Here is a 24,033-nt window from a genome sequence, read left to right on the forward strand (position 1 = left end):
AGCTTTAGTTGCTTCCTTTTTTTATTTGTAAGAAATGAATCGCCTCAATAATAATATCTGGTCGATCATTTTCTATACCGTGACTCGCATGTTCGGCAAGCATATATTGGTTGTTAGTTGAGAGGTGTAATTGTTCGTGAATTAGTTCTTGCCACATTGCTTCAAGTTGTGTTGCTTCCTCTTTAGGCATGCCGCCATTAGTCAATTGAGTAATAGAATATTGAGGATCTCTACCGATAACGATTAATGGTATTTCTAATGTTTTACATAGCTCTTTTAGTGAGAGAGCACAGTTTTTCCACTCCGATAGTTCAGAAGCTGTCGCTTTATATAATGAAGGCGAGGTAGAGAATTCAATTTGCTGTTTTGATTGATCGGTGAGCATAGGTTTTAGTTCATTATAAAGTGTGTCTACATCCATTTTGGAATATATATTATATTTTTGAAACCAAACATCATCAGAATCAGTTTGATCAGAAATTGGTAAATGAAGTTCATCTAAACGGTGTAAGTTCATCGAAGTAGAATCAACTAAAATAAGTGCTTGCAGCTTATCTCCATGTAACATCGCAAAATGTTGTGCACATAATCCTCCATAGGAATGACCGATTAGAATAAATGGCTCTTGAATAGCTAGTTTGTTTAGTAACATATGTAGCTCTTTTGTAACTTGCCTTATTGTACGCGGCTGATTGCCTAAATCACTTTTTCCGTAACCTGGGCGATGGTATGAAACGACTGTAAAGTGCTCTGAAAGCTTTTCTATAATAGGAAACCAATCATAAAATGAGCAAGTCATTCCGGTTTGAATGACTACAGTTTGTTTACCACCTCCTTTTATATGTACTTCTATATTTTGCCCCATTATTTCTACAAATTTATGAATGTTAATTCCTCCTAAGCTTGAAATAATTTTTGACAAGCAAAAACGATACACCAAACACCTATACCAAGTAGGACAGATGTACTAAGTGTAAATGAATTTTTTAAACCAATATAGACGATAAATAATAGTAGTGCTGATGCGGGGAATCCATATAATACCCCTAAAGCAAATTGACTCAATTCTTGTTTATTTCCGCCTTCGAATGAAATCCAAAATAAACTAAGTAAACTCACGAGAGGAAGGGCAGCAATAAAGCCACCTATCGTACTGTAATGTTTAGCAACTTCAGTGATAATGCCGATAATAAGTGCCGAAACGATTACTTTAACGAGGAAATGCATATTTTGCCTCCTTCGCTAATAACGAAAATGCTTTTTCAATTAATTGTTGTTCTTCTTTTGATAACTGTAATTCTAATATTTTTATCTTTTCTTTATCTAGTAAAGTATGTTTTTCTAATACTTCAATTCCTTCAATTGTTAATGTAAGATTTACAACTCTTTCATCTTTTTTATTTCGCTCTTTAATGATGAAGCCCTTTTGAATAAGGCGCTTTATGTGTTCAGACGCTGTGTTATGAGAAAGACTAAGCTCAGTAGCGACTTTTCCAATTGTTATACCTTTCTCACGAGAAACGATTTGTAAAATACGAATTGCTTGGTGGGAAAGGTTGTCCTCGTATTCGTATCGTAAGTGATAATAAATGCTCTCCCAATGTTGATTAATGTTGTTCATAATAATAAATCCCCTTTTTTATATCGTATAGTAAGATATATTCGTTGTTTTAGAAATAAAATCCTTTTATTTGGATAAAAAATGTTGAAAAAGTTTATTTTTATTGAAATATAAGGTAATCTATGTGTAAAGGTATACATTTAGCAAGAGAGAGGATGATAGCTGTGAATACATTCAAATGGATTAGTCATGAACAGATGTATGTAGATGAAATACATGTTGAAAAATGTGGTCCTCTTTCAGTCGGCGTATATGGGGGAAATCAAGAGAGTGATGCATATGAACGAGGAGATGCGGTGCTGGCTTGGTGGGATCCTGAATTACAATTTGAATTTGTTATGATTTTTGATACACATCACAAAACAAAAAATATAGATTATATAATAGAAGCGATTTCGGAAAGAAAAGAAAAACTAAAAGAGTTATTCTCATATCCAATACATTTAGCTTTCCATCATACACATATGTACCTATTAGCGTTATTTACAGATGAGTTATTTATTAAAAAGTGTGATCAAGATGATGAGGAACTCGCTTGCTTAATTTGTTTACGAAAAGGCGAATTTTTATATTGGTTATCAGTTGGTGATTGTTTCGCGTATTTATTCCATTCTGAGAAAACGAAAAATGGAAAAGGACGATTAAATAAACGGAAAAATTACGAATATATTGGCAGGAAAAATATTTTTGCAGCAAATACACCTTGCTTTACGTCAGGTGTAAGAGGATTAGAAAAAGGAATGAATCACATTGTAATGGCAACAGACGGTATTTTAGAGTGTGACAAACGAAGGTTTGATGATGATCAATCTTTAGTAGAAATATTACACGACGGAAATAGCTTGCAGATTGAGCCCGTATTAACAAATGTACTGCAGTGGAAAGGTAGAGACTGTGCCACGATTATTGGATGGTCTATTGATACTGATAATAAACAATGTGCTAATTAATATAAAAGGAGTTCAAGGTTTTTATCCTTGAACTCCTTTTTGTTAAGCAATATGGATGTGATATGTTTTCAACCATTCATTTACTTGTAGCATATACTCCATGGCACTTCTTGCCTCAAAATTGTTAATCTCTTTATTACTTTGATCAGCAATTGAAAGTAAGATGGAATGGTTAATAAGTGAGAAAATAGGATTGTTTTTATTGTTACACATATCAAGTGTTAAATTACGGATTGTTTGTAAGTAGAGTGGATCTTGTGAAGTTGGATAAGCGCTTTTTCTTCTATTGCGTACATCGTCAGGTAAAGCTGGTTGTAGTGCTCTACGTAAAATGCCTTTTTCAATATTATCAATACTTTTTATGTTGAAAGGAACATTCCATAAATATTCAACTAATCTATAATCACAAAACGGTACACGAACTTCAAATCCAACAGCCATACTCATGCGATCTTTACGGTCAAGTAAGAAAGGAAGGAATCGTGTTAAAAATAAATAAAACATTTGGCGTTGTTTCGCGGATTTTTTACTTTCGCCTTCAAGAGTAGGTACTTCAAGTATCGCCTCTTGGAATCGTGTATCAATATAGTCTTCTAGATTACATTGGTTACTTACCTCATTTAGTAGAAGAGGAGATGTATTTTTCCAATTTGTTAGCCAAGGAAACTTATCTACATATAGTAGTTCTTCTTGATGAAACCAAGGATATCCACCGAATACTTCATCAGCCGATTCGCCGGATAAAGCTACGGTCGCATCTTTTTTCATTTCGCAAAATAGTAAATATAGTGAAGTTTCCATTTCACCAGCACTCGGTAAATCTTTTGCATGAAGGGGAACGAATAATTGATTTGCTAATTCTTCAGCATTCACAATAATATCATGATGCGCTGTCCCGACATGTTCAGAAACGCGTTTTACCCAAGGTGCATCTAAACCAGTGCGAGCAAATGTCAGTTCGAAGTCTTTTGCGCTATTTACAAAGTCAACAGAATACGTATGAAGTGTTTTATTTTCAGCAGCAAATTCTTTACCCGCAAGTGCAGTAATACCGCTAGAGTCTAATCCGCCTGATAACATACAAACGAGAGGAACATCGGCAATTAATTGTCTTTTTACTGTATCTTGTAAAATAGATAAAATATGCGAAGATGTATCTTCTATAGAGTCTGTATGGAACTTACTTTCTAAATTCCAATACTTCGTAACTACTTTTTTATGACGTGTAAATGTTATAGAATGTCCAGCACGTACTTCTTGAATATTTTTAAAGACGCCACATCCTGGAGTGCGAAATAAGCCTAATCCAAATACTTCATTTATTCCATCCGCATCAATTTCAGCAGGGACAGATGGATGCGCTAATAATGCTTTAATTTCAGAGCCGAAAATAATACTGCCATTTCTTTCTGTAAAAAAGAGTGGTTTTACACCTAAATGATCTCGTGCTAAAAACAATTGTTGCTTCTGATCATCCCATAAGGCAAAAGCGAAAATTCCGTTTAAATGTCGTACGCAGTCTTCTTTCCATTCTAAATAAGCATGTAGTAATACTTCTGTATCTGAATGGGTTTCAAATGCATGCCCACATTTTTGAAGCTGCTCTCTAAGTTCACGGAAATTATAAATTTCTCCATTATAAGTAAGAGCATACGTATAATCACCAGCACGAAATGTTTTTGGCTGCGTTCCTCCTTTAGGATCTATTACGATTAATCGGCGGTGTGCAAAAGCTGCGCGAGGTGAAAACCAAAATCCTTCAGCATCCGGACCACGATGCTGAATACTATTTGCCATCTTTTTTAAAATAACATGTTGATTTGAAAGGTCTTCTTTCCAATCTACCCAACCTGTAATTCCACACATACATATCTCATCTCCTAATTTAAAATAGTAGATTAACGAAATAAAATATACACCAAGTTAAAGAATGACTATATAAATAGTGTACTACATGAACCAAATTGTAGACTTGAGAAAATTTTCTTTGAACGCATAGTTATGTGAGACAATGGCTAAGGAAAAGTATTCCATTACATACAAAAAATAAAAAAGATGAGAGAAAAAATTTTCTCAGACGTTATATAGGGTGTAAAAGCTTTTACAAAACAATAAGGGGAATCGCTACATGAAATCAAATGAGAAAAATTTTATAAAAAGATTACAACGGCAAAAAGAAGACGCGTTAGAATTTGTTGTCGATACATACTTACCACTCATAAAGGGAATCACGCATAAAGTTCTACTTCCAATTCAAAATGATGGACTCATAGAGGAATGTATAAACGATATATTTCTTTCCATTTGGAATAACGCAAATAAATTTCATGGAGAGCCGAGCGATTTTAAAAAGTGGATTGCAGCGATTGCGAAGTTTAAAGCAATTGATTATTACCGGAAATCGACTAAAACAGTAGAAATCATTTCAGATGAGTTTCATATCAGTACAGAAAAATCAGCAGAAGACGAATTAATCGTTATGGAAGATAGGGAAGAATTATTGAAGCTCATTAATCAATTAGAACCGCTAGATCAAAAGGTGTTCATTATGAAATATTTACTTGGTATGAAGACAGAGGAAATAGGTGACAAGTTAGGATTAACTCGGGCAGCAATTGATAATCGAGTGTACCGGGGGAAAAAGAAACTACAACAAAATGCTACGAATATTAGTTTTGGAGGTAGTGCGATATGAAAGACATTTATGAACTATTAAATGATATTGATATAGATGAAAAAGAACTAGAAGAAATTGAGGCTTCTGAAATTGAAAAGGAAAAAGTAAAACGAAATGTAAAACAATCGATACGTACGAAGAAAAAGATGAAAAGTTGGAAAAAAGGTGTCGCTGCTGCATCTATGTTAGTAGGATTATCAGTTGCAACACTCGGTATCGGATTTCCTACATATGCGGGGGGATTGCCAATTGTCGGTGACATATTCCGATTTTTAGATAATGGTAGAACAGGGTTATATGAAAATTATAAAGAATTTTCGACTGAGTTGAATATGACGAGAGAGAGTAATGGAGTTAAGGTTACCATTAATGATGCTGTGTTTGATGGTAGAACAATTACAATCACATATTCTATTGAAAGCGAAAAAGATTTAGGAGAGAAACCGTTCCCATTTGGAAGTCCGCAAGTTAGGGGCTTTAATGGCGGAGGAGGTAGTTCGAACGTTACAAAAGTTGGAGAGGGAAAATATGTAGGTATGACTACGATGAGTGGTCATGGTAGTGAAAGGTTAGATGTTGCAAATGTTTGGTGGGATATAGAGGCAATTGAGTTGGATTATGAAGGTAAGGCAATAAAGGGGAACTGGAATTTCGCGCTTAGTTTAAAAGCAATGGATAGTAAGGAATTAAAAGTTAATAAGGTGTCTGAAAATGAATTAATAAAAGTAAATATAGACAAAATGGAAGTAACCCCGATGTCATATATCGTTTTTTTCAATCAGGAAGAATCTAAGGCATTAAGAAATATATGGGATAGTGCGGATGTTGAGTTAGAAATAAAAGATGATTTAGGAAATCATTATGCTGGTGAAGGAAATGGCGGAAGTAGTACAGTAGCGGAGCCACATAAAAGTAGTTGGAGTGCTACATTCAAAAAGTTAAACGAAAATGCAACAAAGCTTATCGTTACACCTCGCGTGCACTTGCGAGTACATACACCTGAAAATCATGGTGGAGTAGAATATGTGAATGGGAAAGAGAAGAAAATAGAAGTGCCGAAAAAAGAAGCGAAGAGTAAAGATATTGTGTTAGATGATATTGTCATTGATTTAAAGAAATAAAAGAGAGACTGCCTAAAACCATTTAGGCAGTCTTTTTTTCGTTAAGAACTAGTAACGAGCAATGCATGCGGATGCTGCGTTTTATATTCATCTTTCCACGGAATATTTAGTTGTTCCCACGATTCGCCGCTATCATTGGATTGAAAGACGCCATTGTTATTTAACGTGTAAAACGTATGTGGTTCAGCCTTGTTTGTCGCAAACATTGAAATGACTGTACCGATTGCAGATGGTAGTCCTTGTTGTACTTGCTGGAAAGGAGTATCTTTCGTTTTTCGATAAATATAAGATTCATAAGGGATACGGTGATGAGCCAGATCAGCACTTGGCGCGGCAGAAACTAGAATCGTATTACAATCAGCTGGATCAATTGCCATGCTGTATAAATAATGATGTTCAAGTCCTTCACTACATGAGATCCAGCTGTTTCCATTGTTATAACTTTCAAGATAAGCACGATCAGGTCCGCCCATAAATCCGTCACCACATGATGCATAAAGACGATTTGGTGCTTCAGGGTGCATAAGTAATTGATGAGCATCGATAGGAGCACCGAATTTTTTATCAATCCATGTATGCCCTTTATCATTACTTTGAATAACAGCACCAGCTTCGATTGAAACGTGTATTGTATTAGGGTTGTTTGGATCAACTGTAATCCAGCGTACGTGATGGGTAAAAGGTCTAGGCGGGAAAGCCCACGTATAAGAAGATAATAATGATTTCATATTTTTAAGTTCAGTCCACGTTTCACCACCATTTTCAGAGCGAAATAAAGCGCTCGGTTCTGTGCCGACATAAACGACCCCATATCCGTTCACTTGTTCATTTGAGCTTATTGTTATGGAAGTGATAGAGGAGTGCAAAATACCATCTTCTTTAGGGAAATCAAAGTAACGATAGGAATCCCCAATTGGTCGCCAAGAATCCCCACCATCATCGCTTAACCATAAACCTCGTCCAAATGTTCCGCAATATACACGGTTTGGGTGGAACGGATCAACAGCGATACAGGTAGGTTGCATATTTTGTAAGTGGTAAGTCGTTTCATAGTTATCATATTGTTCTTTCACTACAACAAGTTCACGTTCCATACAGAGAAATAAACGTTGCATTTAAGTAACCTCCTTAAAAAATCTTTCATTAGTAAACAATATGAAAATAAAAAAGAAGTAGTCTTGTTTTATTTGAGAAAAAGGGATTGTTTAAAAAGTAGCGAAGTGTGTATATAGAGGAAGCGGGCGTTTACAATCAGTCAATTCGGGATAAAGATGGGGAGTTTGTTTCATACTAACATACAGATATTGTACTTAAAGGAGTATAAGTATGGGACATTCGCATGATCATGGTCATTCAAAAAATAAAAAGGCGTTACTAATTGCCTTCCTACTAACAACAAGTTTTATGATTGCAGAAGTTATTGGTGGATTTGTAACAAATAGCTTAGCACTACTATCTGACGCGGGGCATATGCTAAGTGATGCAGTATCTTTAGCTTTAAGTTTACTTGCGTTTAAGCTCGGAGAAAAAACAGCAACAACTGTGAAAACATATGGATATAAGCGAGTCGAAATGTTAGCAGCATTATGTAACGGTGTCGTTCTTATTGTCATTTCGGTATACATTTTTATTGAAGCAATCCGTCGTTTTAAAGAACCAGTTGAGATTGCTAGTAATGGGATGCTCATTATTGCAGTCCTTGGTCTGCTTATTAATATTTTATCAGCTTGGATATTAATGAGAGGCGGAGATGTGAAAGGTAATTTGAATTTAAGAAGCGCTTTCTTACACGTACTAGGCGATCTATTGGGTTCCGTCGGAGCGATCATTGCTGCGTTACTTATTAAATTTTTCGGATGGACTGCTGCAGATGCGATTGCTAGTATTTTTGTGTCTATTTTAGTCATTATTAGTGGATGGCGTGTAACACGTGATACGGTTCATATATTAATGGAAGGTGCACCACAGCACATAAATGTTGAAGAGGTAAAAAGTACGTTATTAAATATTCCGATTGTCAAAGAAGTTCATGATTTGCACATATGGTCTGTCACATCAGATTTTCAAGTATTAACATGTCATCTTATTATTAAAGGGAATGAAACGCAAAGTGTATTAAAAGAGGCTACGTATGTATTAAAGGAGAAATTTCATGTAGAACATGTCACCATTCAAGTAGAAATAGATGGTGAATTTAATCATGATGAGACAACTTGCAAAGTATGAAAGAAAAAGGATAAGAAAAAGTGTCATAACATTTTTCGCACGGCATACATATATATAATGTGGCCACAAATACTTTGCAAGGTAAATATTTCATGAAATTACTTTACTTATAAAGAGTCATCTTTTATAATCAAAAGTGGTAATTGATAAAGATTATCATTTTCAATGATCGTAGAAAGGAGTTTTTTAAAAGATGAGTAGTCAACTCCGTTTTGCTGTTGAAAATCGTAAGAGGCATTTAATTGATGAGTTAATTGGAGCAGGTGTGTTTAAGATTCGCGACCGACAATTATACGAGCTGTCTTTAGAGGAATTGGAAAAAGAGTACGAAGATATGGAAGATTATGCAAATATTCAGGCGTAGCTATATAGATTAGTAAAAGGAGAGCTGGTTACGATTTTGTGTAACCAGCTCTCTTTTTATTTCGTAGAAATTATTTTTTGTATTTCTTTCATGGGACGGAGCCAGTTTTGAGTCATTATTTGTTCCATTTGTTTTTCGTCCTGCTTCTGCAATGCTTGAATGATAGAGTGATGTTCTTCAATAGATTGACTTGCTGGAACAAAGTTTTGGAAAAACAAATATTCAAGACGTAAAACGTGAAGTTGCATATTTTCTAGAAAGGGTTCAATATATTGATTTTTAGCAATAGAAGAAATTGTATTGTGGAATTGTATATCTAATTCTAAAGCTTGTTTTGCGTTTTTTTTCTCTATAGAGTGCTGAAAATGATCATTTATTTCAGAAAGTAGTTGAATATCAGCGTCTGTAATGTTTTGAAGAGCTTGCTTTCCTATAATAGAGTGAAGACCAGCCATCGTTTCATAAATGATAGATACGTCGTCTAACTTAATAGGAGCAATTTTCGTTTTTTGCCCTGGTACCATTTCCACTAATCCAGAAAGCTCTAATATTTGAAGTGCTTCCCTTACAGGTGTTCTGCTTACTCCTAGTGCCTCAGCCAATTCCCCATCATTAATTTTTTCATTGGGCTTCAGTACACCTTTAATAATCCAATTTTGTAGTTGATTTAAAACGAGTGATTTTGCTGAAATTCTTCCTGGTTTTTTATAATTTTGAGGGACAGGCATAGTGAATTCAATCCTTTCATTGTATATTTTCCTTTTTTGCATGAACAAGCTTTAATTTTTCTTTCCCTTCATCCGGCTTTTGGCTTAAGATGAGCACCATTACAATGACACAAAAAGCGCCTAATAACTGAAAAGATTGAAATGGCACGTGCAATATAAGTACAGAAGAAATAATAGCTGCGAGTGGTTCTGTGCAACCAAATAATGTTGTTTCTTTCGGAGTCAGGTATCTTATGCTGTCTAAGTATAAATAAAAGGCAATAAGTGTCCCGAAAATGACGACAAATGTGATGAGCGGTAGGGTACTTAGTTTTACATATTTCATAGTTGATAATAAAATGAATTCGTTTGTAGAAATAAAGTGTACAATCGTTACACCAATACCCCCAATAATCATGCCCCATCCAACGATAACGGAGGAAGACCATTTTTCTAACAATTCCTTTGAATATAAACTATAAAAAGCGAGAGATAATCCAGATAAAACACCCCAAATAATAGCTGGTGTAGAAACAGCCAAGTTATGAACAGACCCGTTTGTTAGTAAGAGAAAAGTGCCTACTAATGAAAGGGTAATTGAAATGAAATCAATTTTTGATGGACGAACGTTCCATTTGAAAAGTAAGTATACAGTGATGAATATAGGAGCTAAATATTGTAATAATGTTGCCACGGCAGCATTTCCTTCTTTAATTGAAGCGAAATACGTATACTGTACAGCAAGCATACCGAATAGACCAAACAAAATCATTTTAATAGCATCAGATTTTTTTTTCCAAATGCCAAATATCTCTTTTTTTCTCGTTCCGAATGAGGAAATAATGAGCAAAATAATTCCAGATATAAGTAAACGGATCGTAACTAACCATTCGGTTGAAACATTGTCATATTGAAAAAGTTGTTGTGCAGCTGTACCAGACAAGCCCCATAAACAAGCACCGATTATGACCATTATAATTCCTTTTAATCGATTTGAATCCATATGATCTAAAATTCTCCTTTCTAAAAATATAAATTGAATACAATATGCAATATATCACAGAATGACTCGTTAATAAACTGAAATTTCTAATTTGTTTTTTATGTATAGTAAAATATTGTAGAGGAGGGGGAGTATATGTTAGCTGGATTTTTAGTTTGTTTATTTGTTGGGTTACTTATCATTTTTTTAGTGTATCAAATACATGTGAAAAAGAGGTTGTTTTTGTTAGCAGGATATCAAGAAGAAACGTTTGTTGGAGATAAAAATAAATTAGCGAAGCTTTCAGGAGCATTTTCTTATATAGTTGGAGTTGCTACTATAATATTACCGCTTGGCTTAGAAAAAATAGGTGATGTAGTTGGTATCATATATGCTATATTAATTGTTTTAGGTACAGTTGTATTTATAATTAAAGCAAACTTATTAAATAAGAGTGCTATAAAATAAAAAGGCTTCATTCTACTGAAGCCTTTTTATTAATTATTATGAAGTATAAGTAAAAGCCGGAATAGGATCAATAAATGTATTCCACTTTTGTTCCATTTCCTTTTCTGTTAATAGACAATCATCTAATGATTGTTCAATCACAGAACGATTTATATCAATACCGATAAATACGAGCTCAGTTATTCGATCTCCATATCGCTCGTCCCAGTTTTTTAATATTTCAGGTTCTTCTGCAATCATTTGATTTCTTTCAGTTTCAGGTAATGCGGCTATCCATTCACCGGCTCCTTGAATTGTAATAGAGGAACCTGCTTGAGATAGAAGCCCTATCATATTATTACGAGATGCGAGCCAGAAGAATCCTTTCGCTCTTACAACATCTAAAGGCCATTTTTCTAGCCAATTCATAAGGCGCTCGGGATGGAAAGGATATTTGCGACGGTAAACAAAGGAATTGATACCGTATTCTTCCGTTTCCGGTGTATGATGTTCACTATTTAATTCTTGTATCCAGCCGGCCGATTGACTAGCTTCTTCATAATTAAATAGATTTGTGTTTAAAATTTCTTGTAATGGTACTTTGCTAAACGAAGCTTCAAGAATTTTTGCATTAGGATTTAATTTTTTTAGTAAATGATGAAGCTCTATCACATCTTCTTTTTCTAGCAAATCTATTTTATTAAGAATAATTACGTTTGCAAACTCAATTTGATCTATTAATAAATCAATAACTTCCCGGGTATCATTCTCATCGATTGCTTGTTTTCGGTCTAATAAACTTTCTCCGTCTGCAAAATCATCCCAAAACCTATTTGCATCTACAACTGTAACCATCGTATCGAGGCGACAATTTCTCGTTAAATCAATGTTAAGAACTTCGTCTGTATAAGTAAATGTTTGAGCAACTGGAATAGGCTCACTTATACCAGAAGATTCAATAATAATATAGTCAATATCACCATTTTCAACAAGACGATTCACTTCTATCATTAAATCTTCTCGTAGTGTACAACAAATACAGCCATTTTGAATTTCTACTAGTTTTTCCTCCGTACGTGAAAAACCACCCTTTTTTATAAGAGATGCATCAATGTTTACTTCGCCCATATCATTAACGATGACAGCTACTTTTAAGTTATTCTTATTAGTCAAGATGTGATGTAGTAAGGTAGTTTTTCCAGATCCTAAAAAACCACTTAATACAGTGATAGGTACTTTTTTCATGAAATGATCTCTCCTTTAAATCGTAATGATTACGTTTTATGTTAAACGATGAGAAAAGAAAAAGCAAGAATAAATCATAATGATTACGATTTAAGAATAGAAATAGACTATAAAATTTGTGCTGTAGTATGGAGCATTTGGACAAGCACATGTTTACATATAAATAAAATGGAGGCGAGAAGCTTGGTCTTTAATAGAGTTTCAAAAGAATTAGTAGGCATAGCTCTTATCGCTATGTTTCTCTTTTTATTATTTTTTGTAGATTTTACAAGTCTAGCAAATTTGCACAAAAATATGCCACAGGAATGGTTGAATGTGAATACAGTATTTTTAAGTATCATTTTTGAAGCAATACCCTTTATTTTATTAGGGGTAATTGTTTCTTCATGTATTCAAGTGTTTGTGACGGAAGATATGATTCAAAAAGTAATGCCGAAATCTCCGATTGTTGCAATGATTCCGGCAGTATTTGTGGGAGTTCTTTTTCCAATGTGTGAATGTGTCATTATACCAATTGTAAGAAGGCTCATTCAAAAGGGGTTACCACTTCATGTAGGCATTGTTATTTTACTGAGTGCACCCATTATGAATCCAGTTGTTCTTTTATCTACTGTATATGCGTTTCCAAAAAATGATTACGTAGTATATGCACGCTTTGGGATAACAATTTTAGTTGCTCTATTCATAGGTCTAATTGTGTATTATTGCTATCGCGAAAGAAATGTTTTAAAAGATGTAGAGGTTTCAGTTCAAACAAGCAAAAAAAAGAGTTGGAAAGATGTTATGAATCATATTGTAGATGAGTTTTTTGATACTGGTAAGTATTTATTGATTGGTGCTTTTTTAGCAAGTGTATTTCAAACGTTTTTTGATCGGAATGTACTGGATGCAATAGCACATAACGAAGTAATTGCCCCCTTTATTATGATGGGATTTGGTTATGTTCTATCAATTTGCTCTGCAGCAGATGCTTTTATAGCGGCATCTTTTGGAAATGTTTTCTCGGTAAAGGCACTTCTCGCATTTCTTGTGTTTGGGCCTATGCTTGATATGAAAAATACGTTAATGCTATTTGCATATTTTCAAAAGAGATTTGTATTCTTTTTGATAGGAATTGTCATTGCATCTGTGTATACCATCCTGCAAATCATAATGTTATAGGAGGTGAGAAAGAATGGAGAAAGAGGAGCGGAAGGCATATCATCGCTATATACGTGGCATTATTTTAATTGGTTTAGCAATGCTCTTATTTAAGCTACTTGTAACAGGGAATATTTATAATTTTATCGCTCCAAAAATGATCAAATTTACGTATATAGCTTTTGTAGTAATTTTAATTGTTGGTACTGTGCAAGTTTTGGGAGATGGAAGAGAAAAACAGCATGATTGTAATTGTTGTAAACATCATACAACATCAAAATCAGGGATAAAAAGTTTCTTTGTATATGTTTTATTTGTCGTTCCGATAGTTAGTGCTTTTCTCTTTGGAAGTGTAACAATTGATGGAAGTTTAGCAGGAAAAAGGGGTATGAATCAAAGTGTACAGGCGAGAAGTCTAGAAAGGAACGAAAAAGAGGGGGAACAGGTTAAGTTTGATGGGCGAGAAGTATCCGTTGATCCAGAAGAAACATCAAATTTATCAACGACTTATAAAACGGAAGAGCAAGTAGTAAAAAGTATGTTAGGACAGCGTAAACTACAAGTAAAGGATAAGGACTATGTTCAAACAATGAATGTAATTGGTCAAAATGTTAATTGGTTTAAAGGGAAAGAAATTACATTCTTAGGGTTTATATATAAGGATAAAGATGTGACGGGTAATAAAGCAGTAGTGGCTCGATATGGTATAACTTGTTGTATTGCGGATGCATCAGTCTGGGGGATGATTGTTACCGGGAAAAATATTGAAAAAACTCCAGAAGAAACATGGGTGAAAATAACAGGATTATTAGATGAAACGACATATAAAGGAACAGTCTTTCCACTTGTAAAAGTAAACAAAATCGAGAAAATTAATAAGCCAACTGACCCATATGTATATGATGCTTTACCTTAATAGAAAAGAATAAATTCTTCATATTTTCATGAAATAGAATCATAATCAAGGCGATAAAAAAATAAAGATAAGAGTAATTTGGTTTGTTAAAAATATGTGCAGAAGGAGTTATGCGATGAACTGGGTTACTCATAAACCATCATTTGAATTTGAAACATTTAGTCCTATTATTCGGTCACAATCTGCGTGGAGTGGACATTTAGATTTTGCATATGACTTAGTACGATTTGAAAAACCAGAAACTTTAGTTGAGTTAGGTACACATCTAGGTGCTTCTTTCTTCAGTTTTTGTCAAGGAGTAAAAGATGGAGGGTTATCGACTAAATGCTTTGCAGTAGATACTTGGGCTGGAGATGGGCATACAGGTCCATATGGAGAAGGGGTTTTTCAAATAGTAGAAAAAGTAGTGAGTGATAACTACCTTAATATAGGAAATTTAATTCGATCTACTTTTGATGATGCTGTAGAGCGGTTTCAAGATGAAACGATAAATCTTTTGCATATTGATGGCTATCATACGTATGAAGCTGTTTCTCACGATTATAATACATGGCTACCGAAAGTCGCGAAAAACGGTATTGTATTATTTCATGATATTGAAGTTAGAAGTGGTGATTTCGGCGTATATAAGTTTTGGGATGAGGTAAAAGCGAAGTACCCTCATTTTCAATTTGCGCATTCATATGGACTGGGAGTGTTATTTCCGAAGGGTTGTAGTGATAAGTTTGAGGAAATACTTAAAAATAAAGAAGAAATACAAAATATGTATAAATAAAGGTAGGGCATGCATCATTTTAATGATGTGTGCCCTATTTTTGTTTGGGGAATTATGGTTTGAATTAAAAAGTGAAGATAGTTGTAAAAAGTTTTGTTGCAGCAAATATTAAAAGAGTTAGTATGGGATTGTTTTTTGTAAATAAAGTGAAGCTTTAATAGGTTCATGTCAATTCGGGATTTTACAGTAGTTAATTTCTTAACTAAGTGCTTTGCACTTACTAAATTTTGATACAAGGGTCTTATTGACCGAAAATATCGGGATAAATAAAAATACAACATTTTTTATATTTTTCATTGCGAAAAACGTAATCTACTTTTACAATAGAAAGGGTTGTGAATATATTATACTGGAAAAATAAATCGAAATAATATGAAAATTTTGTTTTGTCTTCGCTAATTGTATATTACATACATGTAAGACGACATACGTCATGTTATCGACTTGTAAGGAGAGAAAAAAATGAAAAGTGTAAGATTACCATCGATGCTAGAAATCATAGTTCTTTTATTACTATTTCTTGCTGTTGTCTTTTCCTTCCAAACGATTTTTGATCTCCCAATTCAATTAGCGCTATTTATTTCATGGTTTTTAGTAATTGCGCTTGGATTAAGATTAGGATTTCGTTATCAAGAATTGCAAGATGCAATTACGAAAGGGATTTCTAACGGATTAGAAGCAATACTGATTTTAGTTGCAGTAGGTGCTTTAATTGGAACATGGATTGCTGGTGGGGTAGTACCAACATTAATCTATTATGGATTAGAATTTATTCACCCTAGCATATTCCTATTAGCAACATTAATTATTTGTTCTATAACTTCTATCGCAACAGGAACGTCTTGGGGAACAGTGGGAACAGCAGGTATTGCTATGATGGCGATTGGTGAAGGACTTGGTTTACCACTTCCGCTTGTTGCTGGTGCAGTTCTTTCAGGAGCTTATTTCGGCGACAAATTATCACCACTTTCTGATAGCACAGTTCTTGCAGCTTCTATGGCGAAAGTAGATGTTATTGCTCACGTTCGAGCTATGCTCGTATTAGATGTTCCGGCTTATATTATTACTAGTATTATGTTTACTGTAGCTGGTTGGATGTATGGCGGCGATAATGTAGATTTGAATCGAGTAGAATTTTTAAAAGAAGCTTTATTAAAGCAATTTGATATTAAAATATGGATGCTTATTCCAGCGGTCATTGTTATCGTTCTATTAGCGATGAAGAAACCATCTATGCCAACAATTGCAATGGGAGCTTTAATTGGTGCAATTTGGGCAACTCTTTTCCAAGGGATGAACTTTGGAGAGGCGATTGGAACAGCTTATAACGGATTCTCAATTCAATCTGGTGTTGAGTTTGTTGACAAGTTATTAAACCGTGGTGGAATTAACGGCATGCTTGGCTCAGTAGCCGTTATTATTTTCGGTTTAGGATTTGGTGGATTACTTGAAAAATTAGGTGTTTTAAAAGTAATCGTATCAAAATTCGAGAAGAAATTAAATTCTGCAGGTAATGTAACATTGTCTACCTTAATCGTGGCATTCTTAGCTAATATATTTGGTTGTGCGATGTATGTATCACTAATTTTAACACCAAAAATTATGGAAGATAGCTATGATAAATTAAAAATAGACCGTCGTGTATTAGCGCGTAACTCAGAAGTAGGTGGAACGTTAACTTCAGGTATGGTTCCATGGTCTGATAATGGTATTTTTATGGCTGGTATTTTAGGTGTAGCAACGTTCTCATACGTTCCGTTTATGTGGTTAAGCTTCGTATCGTTAATTTTAGCAGTTATTTATGGATATACAGGCAAATTCATCTGGTATGTAGATGATGCAGATAAAGGAAAGCAAGCATCATAAAATAAAAATCACCTTCTACAATATGTAGAAGGTGATTTTTTATTTTTTAATAGCATTTTCTGAAGTTATTTCATTCTCGTATTTAGCAATTTTTTGTTGTATCTTTTTTAAGTTTTTTTCAGTGTCTTGAATGAGCTGTAAGACATTGGTTTCCTGTTGTTTCATTAATTCCAGCCGTTGAAAGATAGTAGATTCTCCTTCCATAGACCAGTCGATAAATTGTTTTATTTTTTGAATTGGCATACCAGTGTTTTTTAAACACAAAATCATCTCTAAATATTTCAGTGCTTCTTCGTCAAAAACTCGATCTCCTTTTTCATTTCTTTGAAGAAAAGGGAACAGTCCTTGTTTATCGTAATAATGTATTTGAGAAATAGTTAAATGTTGCATTTTGGCGACTTGCCCAATTGTATAATACATATCATTCATCCTTTTATTACCAAGGTATAATGCCATCTTTATTTAGTATTTTACCATTATAATTTGTTTCACTTAATGCATATTTAATAATAATTTTAGCACTTTCAGTGGTTGTATGGCCACCGGGGGAATTTCCATTAAGATCCGTAGTTGTAAAACCAGGAGTTACCCCAAATACTTGTGGACCGTTAGTGGCAAATTCTTTACTAAAAGCTAATGTTAAAGCATTAATAGCTGTTTTGGAAGAATTATATCCTAGTGTATTAATTGGATGTGTTTCACCATTAGCAAACATTGTTAGTGAGGCCATGTCAGTTGTTACATTTATGATTTTACTGTTGCTTGATTTCTTTAATAATGGTAAAAAGGCTTGCATCATTTGGAAAGTTCCAAAAAAGTTAACTTCAAATCCTTGGCGTAAAGTTTCAATATTTAATTCACTAGGTAGCGTATTGAAGTCTAGCGCTATGCCTGCGTTATTAATTAATAAATGTAAGTGGTCAGTCGTTTCGTAAATTTTCTTTGTTGCTTCTTGAATGGATTGTGAATTTGAAATATCTACTTGAATATAGGAAACGTTTGAAACATTTAAAGATTCTACGGCTTGTTGTCCAAGTTGTTCATTACGAGCACCTAAAAATACGTGATAATCTTTTTCTGCTAATTGACGAACAAGTTCATATCCAATTCCTTTATTCGCACCTGTTATAAAAGCATATTTTTTCATATTGAATTCCTCCAGTAGTGTTATAGTAGGTTACAATGGAAAGGATACAGCCTAAACTTAAGTTTAGGTCAAGAGGAATTTTTTAAAATAAATATAGAATATCTATATATAAGAGTGAGAATTCTTATCATTTAAGAGAAAGTCTGTTATTATAAGAGATGTAGGTATTATATTTTCAAGGGGATGAAAACATGGAGTACAGAATTGAAAGAGATACATTAGGAGAAATAAAAGTTCCAGCTGATAAATTATGGGCAGCACAAACACAACGTAGTAAAGAAAACTTTCCAATTGGAACAGAGCCAATGCCGCTTGAAATTGTAAAAGCATTTGCAATTTTAAAGAAGAGTGCAGCGCTTAGCAATCAAAAATTAGGAAAGCTATCAGAAGAAAAAGCAGAAGCAATTGTAGAAGCTGCGGATGAAGTGATTGCAGGGAAATGGAATGAACATTTTCCGCTTGTCGTATGGCAAACAGGTAGTGGTACACAGTCAAACATGAATGTGAATGAAGTAATTGCAAATCGTGGGAATCAAATTTTGAAAGAGAAGGGATCTGACGTACACATTCATCCGAATGATGATGTGAACATGTCACAAAGTTCAAATGATACATTTCCAACGGCGCTTCATGTAGCTTGTGTAATCGCAGTAGAAAATCACGTATTACCAGCAATTACGAAATTAAAAGAAACTTTAGCAGAAAAAGTAACTGCATTTGAACATATTATAAAAATTGGTCGTACACATTTACAAGATGCAACGCCGTTAACTTTAGGGCAAGAAATTAGCGGATGGCACCGTATGCTTGAAAAAACAGAGCGTATGATTGCAGAGAGCAATACATATATGAAAGAGTTAGCAATTGGTGGAACTGCGGTTGGAACAGGTATTAATGCTCATCCTAAATTTGGTGAGATGGTATCAGAGGAAATTAGTCAATTTACAGGTAAACAATTTGTTTCTGCACCAAATAAGTTCCATGCATTAACGAGCCATGATGAAGTTGTATATACTCACGGTGCATTAAAAGCATTAGCTGCGGATCTAATGAAGATTGCTAACGATGTACGTTGGCTTGCAAGTGGTCCACGTAGTGGTCTTGGAGAAATTATTATTCCAGCAAATGAACCAGGGAGCTCTATTATGCCTGGTAAAGTAAATCCAACGCAAAGTGAAGCATTAACGATGGTTGTAGCGCAAGTGATGGGGAATGATGCAACAATCGGATTTGCTGCGAGCCAAGGTAACTTTGAGTTAAACGTATTTAAACCTGTAATTGCTTATAACTTCTTACAATCAGCTCACTTATTAGCGGATGCAATTGTTTCGTTTAATGACAATTGTGCAGTTGGTATTGAAGCAGATGAAGAAGTAATTAATGAAAATGTGAATCGTTCACTAATGCTTGTAACAGCGCTAAACCCACATATCGGATATGAAAATGCAGCGAAAATTGCGAAGCATGCTCATAAAGAAGGATTAACTTTAAAAGAAGCAGCATTGCAATCTGGACTACTAACAGAAGAGCAATTTGATGAAATTGTAGATCCAAAGAAAATGATTGCTCCAAAAGAGTAATAGAAAAAGCCAAGATTCTTAGTATAGAATCTTGGCTTTTTTGATGTTCATTTTTAAGTTTCATCTACTTGCAATAATGCAAGCTTCAAAATATATTATTTGTTAGCAGGCGTATTCATTACTTTCATCTGTGGGCAGTTCTCTTTTAAGAGTGAAATGAATTTTTCTTCTTCTTGTGGTACGAAAGTGGTCACTGAGTCAAATAAATTATAATTAATTTCTAATTGTTGCCTCGTCCATTTTTTTGAACGAAGTTTTTTGCCAGAGTACTTAATATGACGAATGTCTTTAAATGGGATTTCAGTACGAAGTATGAAACCGTGTTTTACAACAAGAGATGATTCCGTTACGTTGTAGTGAGAGAAATAGAATGAAGAAAGGTTCACGATATTTAGCAGCATCATGAGAGTGAAAAAAATAGAATTTTCATTTTGGAAGAATAACGAAACGAAAAAAATAATTATAAATAATGTAATGAAAATGACGTGGAATGGATTTTTTTTCGCTTTAAATTTCAAGTTTGTCACCTCGGTATACTTGTTCTTTAACTAAATTAAATCATAACATTGTGATAAAACGTGTGAATATGCAGAATTGCATATTCACACGTTTTATTATTCATGTAAAATTTCTTGATGGGATAAATTCAAAAGAAGTTTTGTAATAGTGGAGTGGCATGAAGTGACTTACAAGAATAGAAAGATAGCGTTAGTCATAATTAGTTGTATGATGATTATGAGTAGTTGTGCTAATAAATTTGTTGAAAATAGAAATCGAAAGCATACATTTGTACAAGCAAGTAAGGTTTTAGTAGAGACTGTAAATAGAATATATAAAAAGTAAAGGATGTTTTCTTATACGAAAACATCTTTTTTGTAGTTAAAATTGAATACTGAAGTTTTGGAATGAGTGAATACCAGTTCCATATTCACTAATCGCATATGTATTCTGTGCAATTTGTTTATCGGTAAACTAAGGGTCTTGAAGAATATTTATGTTCTATTTCACATCCTATAAAATGAATTTGTATAAACATATTCGCTTTTCTTTGTATTAAACCCTTTTGTTAGATGTTTTTATAAAAGTTTATAAAATGGGTAAACGAAACATTGAAATGTTTGTTTGCGTTGTGATAAGATGGTGAAGTGATAGTAAACGTTATGCTGATTTGTTTGGTTTTAAATAAATATTTTAAAGGAGTGTTTAGTATGAGTGATATTTCAGAGAAGTTTTGGGATGCGTCAATAGAGGAATTAAAGAAAGGGTATGTGTTTGATGAAGAAAAAGAGGAGTACATTTGCTTAGCTTGTGGTGAAACATTTATTAAAGGTGTTATTTATCAAGATAACCAAATTTTGTATGAAGCAGAGAAGTTCGTCCAATTGCATATTCAAAATGAGCATACGTCTATGTTTGATTATTTGTTAAATATGGATAAGAAATTTACTGGTTTAACGGATTTACAAAAGAAAATGGTTCAGTTTTTCCATATGGGACTGAATGATAAAGAAATTGTAAAAGAAATGGATGGCGGAAGTACATCAACAATTCGTAATCATCGATTTACACTGCGAGAGAAAATGAAGCAAGCAAAAGTATTTTTAGCGCTAATGGAATTATCAGAAGAAAAATCAAAAGTACAAACGAAATTTGTGCCAATTCATAGAACAGCAACGATGGTGGATGATCGATACAATATTACGGAAGAAGAAAATGATGAAGTATTAAAAGCTCATTTTACAGAAGGATTAGATGGACCTCTCTCTAAATTTCCGAAGAAACAAAAGCGTAAATTAATTATATTGCGCCATTTAGTGAAGAAGTTTGATAGTAATAAAAAGTATACTGAAAAAGAAGTAAATACAGTGATAGAAAATGTATACCCTGATTTTGTAACATTAAGAAGATATTTAATCGAATATGGATTTTTAGATCGAACAGCCGATGGAAGTCAATATTGGGTGAAGTTATAATCATACGAAAAGAAAATGAATAGAAGCACAGTATTATAACAACTATACAAAGAGATAGAGATTGAAAATAGATGTTTAATAAAAGGAGAAATGAAATTTGAAACCACCTGCAGATAACAATAAAGAAGGTGCGGAGTCACATAAGTTGGAAAGTGAGAGTAAACCGATTTGGAAATCGATGTCGATGTTTTTAGTACCGTTATTATTAAGTAATGTACTACAATCAGTTGGACAATTATTTGGTATGGTAGTAGTAGGAAGATGGCTTGGAGTTAATGATTTAGCGGCTATATCAGCATTCTTCCCATTATTTTTCTTGCTCGTTTCATTTGTAATTGGTATCGGTTCAGGAAGCTCTATTTTAATTGGTCAGGCGTTTGGTGCTAAAAACGAAGATCGTTTAAAAGCTATCGTTGGTACGACGTTGACGTTTACCTTTATTATTGGAGTTGTGTTGGCGATAATAGGTAGTATTTTTGCGATGGATATTATGCGTCTAATGGGAACGCCAGAAAATATTATTGAAATAAGTGTACATTATGCACGGATTTTATTTATATCGATGCCAGTATTATTTTTATATTTCGCATATACAACATTTATGAGAGGTACAGGAGATTCTAAAACGCCATTTTACTTTTTAATTGTAAGTACAGCGCTAAATATGATTTTATTACCAGTTCTTATTTTTGGATGGTTAGGAGCTCCGAAATTAGATGTGTATGGAGCGGCCTATGCATCTGTTATATCTACAGTTATTACGTTTATTGTCATGCTTGTGTATTTAAAGAAGAAAAATCACCCATTACAACTAGATGGCACGGTTAGAAAATACCTTCGAATGGATGGGGAGTTATTAAAGCTATTGCTAAGGCTCGGTATACCAGCAAGTATAAATATGATATTAGTATCATTATCTGAGATTGCCGTAATCGCATTTGTAAATCGTTACGGTTCGGATGCAACAGCTGCTTACGGCGTTGTGAATCAAGTTGCAAGTTATGTACAAATGCCAGCAGTTAGCCTTGGTATTACAGTTTCCATTTTTGCGGCACAATCGATTGGTGCGAATCAATTTGATCGATTGCAGAAAGTTGTGAAGGCTGGAATTATTATGAACTACGTCATCGGTGGTGTGTTAATATCTCTTATTTACTTATTCTCAAGAGACATCTTATCACTATTTTTAACAAGTCAAACTACAATTGAAATTGCTCATAGCTTAGTTATGATTACGTTATGGAGTTATTTAATTTTCGGTCATGCACAAATTATTAGTGCGACAATGCGAGCGAGCGGTACAGTACTTTGGCCAACTGTTATTGGAGTTGTTTCAATTTGGCTTGTAGAAGTACCCGTAGCATATTATCTTTCTTACCATACAAGTCTTGGAATAGAAGGCATCTGGATCGGGTATCCAGCAGCATTTATTGTCAGCTTAATATTACAGTATGCATATTATAAGCTTTCATGGCAAAAGAAACGAATTACACGATTAGTTAGCTAAATAGAAAAAATGTCCCTAAGTTATTAGACTTAGGGACATTTTTTCGTAAGTGCAGGTTTACAAATAGCTTTTTAAAGTGATATCAAAATGTTGTCTAATGAGTGTTTTATCACTCATATAAAACTCCCACGCTTTTTCCGGTTCACCGATAATCTCAAAGGATTCTTCTGTAATATATAAAGCGCAATTATCCTCGAGTGCAATTCCTTCTATATTCCCTTGATGATTTTGTAAAAAGGAATGGAAGGCGTTCATTCTGTTTAATTGATTATAATGTGGACAAAATCTTTTATTAACAATACCCCATCCGTTACTTTCTATATAACCAGAACCTTCATAATCTGATCGGATACTAGACGTGAACCAACACATAGCACCAGCGCTATAACCAGCAATAAGTGTTCCTTGTTGCAGAGCCAATAATAATTTTTCATCGAGTCTATGTTCTTTCCATTGCGTAAGCATGTGAATATAGTTCCCGCCACCTAGATAAATTAAATCGGCTGAATGAATCATCTCGTCTATTTCATACTTAGAAGGTGAATCTGTTGTAGTACGTAAAATTTGTACTTCACAATGTAATTGTTTTTCAAACGTGTCTAAAAATAATTTTATATAGCTTTCATCATCATGACTAGCCGTTGGAATAAACAATATTTTTGGGTACTGTTTATTTGTTAATTCTATAAGGCGTTCATTAATAGGCAAGTGATTTGAATCTTGTAAATCACCGCCACCAATGACAGCTAATTTCATAGTAAAGCACCACCTAATCATTTTTGTTATATA

At 33.9% G+C, this 24,033-nt stretch carries 26 protein-coding genes; 14 read left to right on the top strand and 12 right to left on the bottom strand.

Translation table 11 applies throughout. The features are described from left to right. Positions 1-4: 4 nt before the first annotated feature. From ACW0JX_RS08660 to ACW0JX_RS08670, 3 genes are read right to left on the bottom strand one after another with little or no spacing between them, the layout of a single operon-like run. Positions 5-937 (bottom strand): alpha/beta fold hydrolase, encoded by a 933-nt coding sequence (locus ACW0JX_RS08660; RefSeq protein ID WP_144465372.1) that lies wholly within the window; start codon positions 935-937, stop codon positions 5-7. After that, entirely contained in the window at positions 898-1,227 is a 330-nt protein-coding gene (locus ACW0JX_RS08665) for a DUF3147 family protein (protein ID WP_000545616.1), read from the bottom strand. The genes ACW0JX_RS08660 and ACW0JX_RS08665 overlap by 40 nt, the downstream gene beginning before the upstream one ends. After that, on the bottom strand, positions 1,211-1,621 hold the full coding sequence (locus ACW0JX_RS08670) for a MarR family winged helix-turn-helix transcriptional regulator (RefSeq protein ID WP_053564811.1): 411 nt from the start codon (positions 1,619-1,621) through the stop codon (positions 1,211-1,213). Before ACW0JX_RS08670 ends, ACW0JX_RS08665 begins: the two co-directional genes overlap by 17 nt. Positions 1,622-1,743: 122 nt before the next feature. On the opposite strand from ACW0JX_RS08670, the gene ACW0JX_RS08675 reads away from it, so the two are divergent. Further along, positions 1,744-2,571: a protein phosphatase 2C domain-containing protein gene (locus tag ACW0JX_RS08675; RefSeq protein WP_002040904.1), complete on the top strand. Its 828-nt coding sequence runs from the start codon at positions 1,744-1,746 to the stop codon at positions 2,569-2,571. A gap of 42 nt (positions 2,572-2,613) precedes the next feature. On the opposite strand, the gene asnB is transcribed toward ACW0JX_RS08675, so the two are convergent. Then, a complete protein-coding gene (gene asnB, locus ACW0JX_RS08680) occupies positions 2,614-4,437 on the bottom strand; it encodes an asparagine synthase (glutamine-hydrolyzing) (protein WP_428880493.1) in 1,824 nt (607 codons plus the stop codon). Positions 4,438-4,699: 262 nt separating this feature from the next. Between asnB and ACW0JX_RS08685 the strand changes: the two genes are divergently transcribed. Together ACW0JX_RS08685 and ACW0JX_RS08690 are read left to right on the top strand one after the other, a co-directional pair. Beyond that, positions 4,700-5,266, top strand: a complete 567-nt coding sequence (locus tag ACW0JX_RS08685; RefSeq protein WP_000840007.1) for a sigma-70 family RNA polymerase sigma factor — start codon at positions 4,700-4,702, stop codon at positions 5,264-5,266. Then, complete coding sequence (locus ACW0JX_RS08690; protein ID WP_095691109.1) at positions 5,263-6,369, top strand: DUF4179 domain-containing protein; 1,107 nt, start codon at positions 5,263-5,265, stop codon at positions 6,367-6,369. The genes ACW0JX_RS08685 and ACW0JX_RS08690 overlap by 4 nt, the downstream gene beginning before the upstream one ends. Positions 6,370-6,410: 41 nt before the next feature. Here the strand turns inward: ACW0JX_RS08690 and ACW0JX_RS08695 are convergent, their stop codons facing one another. Continuing rightward, entirely contained in the window at positions 6,411-7,484 is a 1,074-nt protein-coding gene (locus ACW0JX_RS08695) for a WD40/YVTN/BNR-like repeat-containing protein (RefSeq protein WP_459245576.1), read from the bottom strand. 211 nt (positions 7,485-7,695) lie between these two features. Here ACW0JX_RS08695 and ACW0JX_RS08700 point away from each other — a divergent pair, with 211 nt between their 5' ends. Then, positions 7,696-8,595, top strand: a complete 900-nt coding sequence (locus tag ACW0JX_RS08700) for a cation diffusion facilitator family transporter (protein WP_053564806.1) — start codon at positions 7,696-7,698, stop codon at positions 8,593-8,595. A 193-nt stretch (positions 8,596-8,788) separates the two neighbouring features. Next, positions 8,789-8,959, top strand: coding sequence for a Fur-regulated basic protein FbpA (fbpA, locus tag ACW0JX_RS08705; RefSeq protein WP_000098302.1), 171 nt, complete (start codon positions 8,789-8,791; stop codon positions 8,957-8,959). 56 nt (positions 8,960-9,015) lie between these two features. Here fbpA and ACW0JX_RS08710 read toward each other — a convergent pair whose 3' ends face one another. Continuing rightward, complete coding sequence (locus ACW0JX_RS08710; protein ID WP_459245577.1) at positions 9,016-9,687, bottom strand: GntR family transcriptional regulator; 672 nt, start codon at positions 9,685-9,687, stop codon at positions 9,016-9,018. A 16-nt stretch (positions 9,688-9,703) separates the two neighbouring features. Next, positions 9,704-10,669: a DMT family transporter gene (locus tag ACW0JX_RS08715; RefSeq protein ID WP_071730872.1), complete on the bottom strand. Its 966-nt coding sequence runs from the start codon at positions 10,667-10,669 to the stop codon at positions 9,704-9,706. A gap of 135 nt (positions 10,670-10,804) precedes the next feature. On the opposite strand from ACW0JX_RS08715, the gene ACW0JX_RS08720 reads away from it, so the two are divergent. Beyond that, positions 10,805-11,116 carry a DUF3784 domain-containing protein gene (locus ACW0JX_RS08720; RefSeq protein WP_065483072.1) on the top strand — a complete coding sequence of 104 codons (312 nt, stop codon included), beginning with the start codon at positions 10,805-10,807 and terminating at the stop codon, positions 11,114-11,116. Between the two features lie 36 nt (positions 11,117-11,152). Here ACW0JX_RS08720 and ACW0JX_RS08725 read toward each other — a convergent pair whose 3' ends face one another. Next, a complete protein-coding gene (locus ACW0JX_RS08725) occupies positions 11,153-12,340 on the bottom strand; it encodes a GTP-binding protein (protein ID WP_340784264.1) in 1,188 nt (395 codons plus the stop codon). A gap of 168 nt (positions 12,341-12,508) precedes the next feature. Between ACW0JX_RS08725 and ACW0JX_RS08730 the strand changes: the two genes are divergently transcribed. From ACW0JX_RS08730 to nhaC, 4 genes are all read left to right on the top strand, one after another. Next, the gene (locus ACW0JX_RS08730; RefSeq protein WP_459245782.1) at positions 12,509-13,501 is read left to right on the top strand and encodes a permease; all 993 of its coding nucleotides are present in this window, start codon (positions 12,509-12,511) and stop codon (positions 13,499-13,501) included. Between the two features lie 13 nt (positions 13,502-13,514). Beyond that, complete coding sequence (locus ACW0JX_RS08735; protein ID WP_340784262.1) at positions 13,515-14,396, top strand: TIGR03943 family putative permease subunit; 882 nt, start codon at positions 13,515-13,517, stop codon at positions 14,394-14,396. Positions 14,397-14,511: 115 nt separating this feature from the next. After that, positions 14,512-15,171, top strand: coding sequence for a class I SAM-dependent methyltransferase (locus tag ACW0JX_RS08740; RefSeq protein ID WP_089148932.1), 660 nt, complete (start codon positions 14,512-14,514; stop codon positions 15,169-15,171). Positions 15,172-15,633: 462 nt separating this feature from the next. Next, positions 15,634-17,037 (top strand): Na+/H+ antiporter NhaC, encoded by a 1,404-nt coding sequence (gene nhaC / locus ACW0JX_RS08745; protein ID WP_000843986.1) that lies wholly within the window; start codon positions 15,634-15,636, stop codon positions 17,035-17,037. A gap of 39 nt (positions 17,038-17,076) precedes the next feature. On the opposite strand, the gene ACW0JX_RS08750 is transcribed toward nhaC, so the two are convergent. Then, positions 17,077-17,457: a MerR family transcriptional regulator gene (locus ACW0JX_RS08750; protein ID WP_340784258.1), complete on the bottom strand. Its 381-nt coding sequence runs from the start codon at positions 17,455-17,457 to the stop codon at positions 17,077-17,079. A 16-nt stretch (positions 17,458-17,473) separates the two neighbouring features. After that, positions 17,474-18,184, bottom strand: coding sequence for an SDR family NAD(P)-dependent oxidoreductase (locus ACW0JX_RS08755; RefSeq protein WP_416474536.1), 711 nt, complete (start codon positions 18,182-18,184; stop codon positions 17,474-17,476). A 191-nt stretch (positions 18,185-18,375) separates the two neighbouring features. On the opposite strand from ACW0JX_RS08755, the gene fumC reads away from it, so the two are divergent. Further along, positions 18,376-19,764, top strand: a complete 1,389-nt coding sequence (gene fumC / locus ACW0JX_RS08760) for a class II fumarate hydratase (RefSeq protein WP_168410433.1) — start codon at positions 18,376-18,378, stop codon at positions 19,762-19,764. 95 nt (positions 19,765-19,859) lie between these two features. On the opposite strand, the gene ACW0JX_RS08765 is transcribed toward fumC, so the two are convergent. After that, on the bottom strand, positions 19,860-20,282 hold the full coding sequence (locus tag ACW0JX_RS08765; RefSeq protein WP_000669072.1) for a PH domain-containing protein: 423 nt from the start codon (positions 20,280-20,282) through the stop codon (positions 19,860-19,862). 163 nt (positions 20,283-20,445) lie between these two features. On the opposite strand from ACW0JX_RS08765, the gene ACW0JX_RS08770 reads away from it, so the two are divergent. The 3 genes from ACW0JX_RS08770 (at position 20,446) to ACW0JX_RS08780 (ending at position 23,244) form a co-directional block, all read left to right on the top strand. After that, positions 20,446-20,607 (top strand): hypothetical protein, encoded by a 162-nt coding sequence (locus tag ACW0JX_RS08770; RefSeq protein ID WP_459245578.1) that lies wholly within the window; start codon positions 20,446-20,448, stop codon positions 20,605-20,607. A gap of 365 nt (positions 20,608-20,972) precedes the next feature. Next, the gene (locus ACW0JX_RS08775) at positions 20,973-21,737 is read left to right on the top strand and encodes a DUF2087 domain-containing protein (protein ID WP_001280271.1); all 765 of its coding nucleotides are present in this window, start codon (positions 20,973-20,975) and stop codon (positions 21,735-21,737) included. A 97-nt stretch (positions 21,738-21,834) separates the two neighbouring features. Continuing rightward, positions 21,835-23,244, top strand: coding sequence for an MATE family efflux transporter (locus ACW0JX_RS08780; protein WP_000804127.1), 1,410 nt, complete (start codon positions 21,835-21,837; stop codon positions 23,242-23,244). A gap of 57 nt (positions 23,245-23,301) precedes the next feature. Here ACW0JX_RS08780 and ACW0JX_RS08785 read toward each other — a convergent pair whose 3' ends face one another. Continuing rightward, positions 23,302-24,000: a peptidase E gene (locus ACW0JX_RS08785; RefSeq protein WP_000762116.1), complete on the bottom strand. Its 699-nt coding sequence runs from the start codon at positions 23,998-24,000 to the stop codon at positions 23,302-23,304. Between the last annotated feature and the right edge of the window lie 33 nt (positions 24,001-24,033).

The sequence above is a fragment of the Bacillus sp. C-3-6 genome (assembly GCF_054509685.1).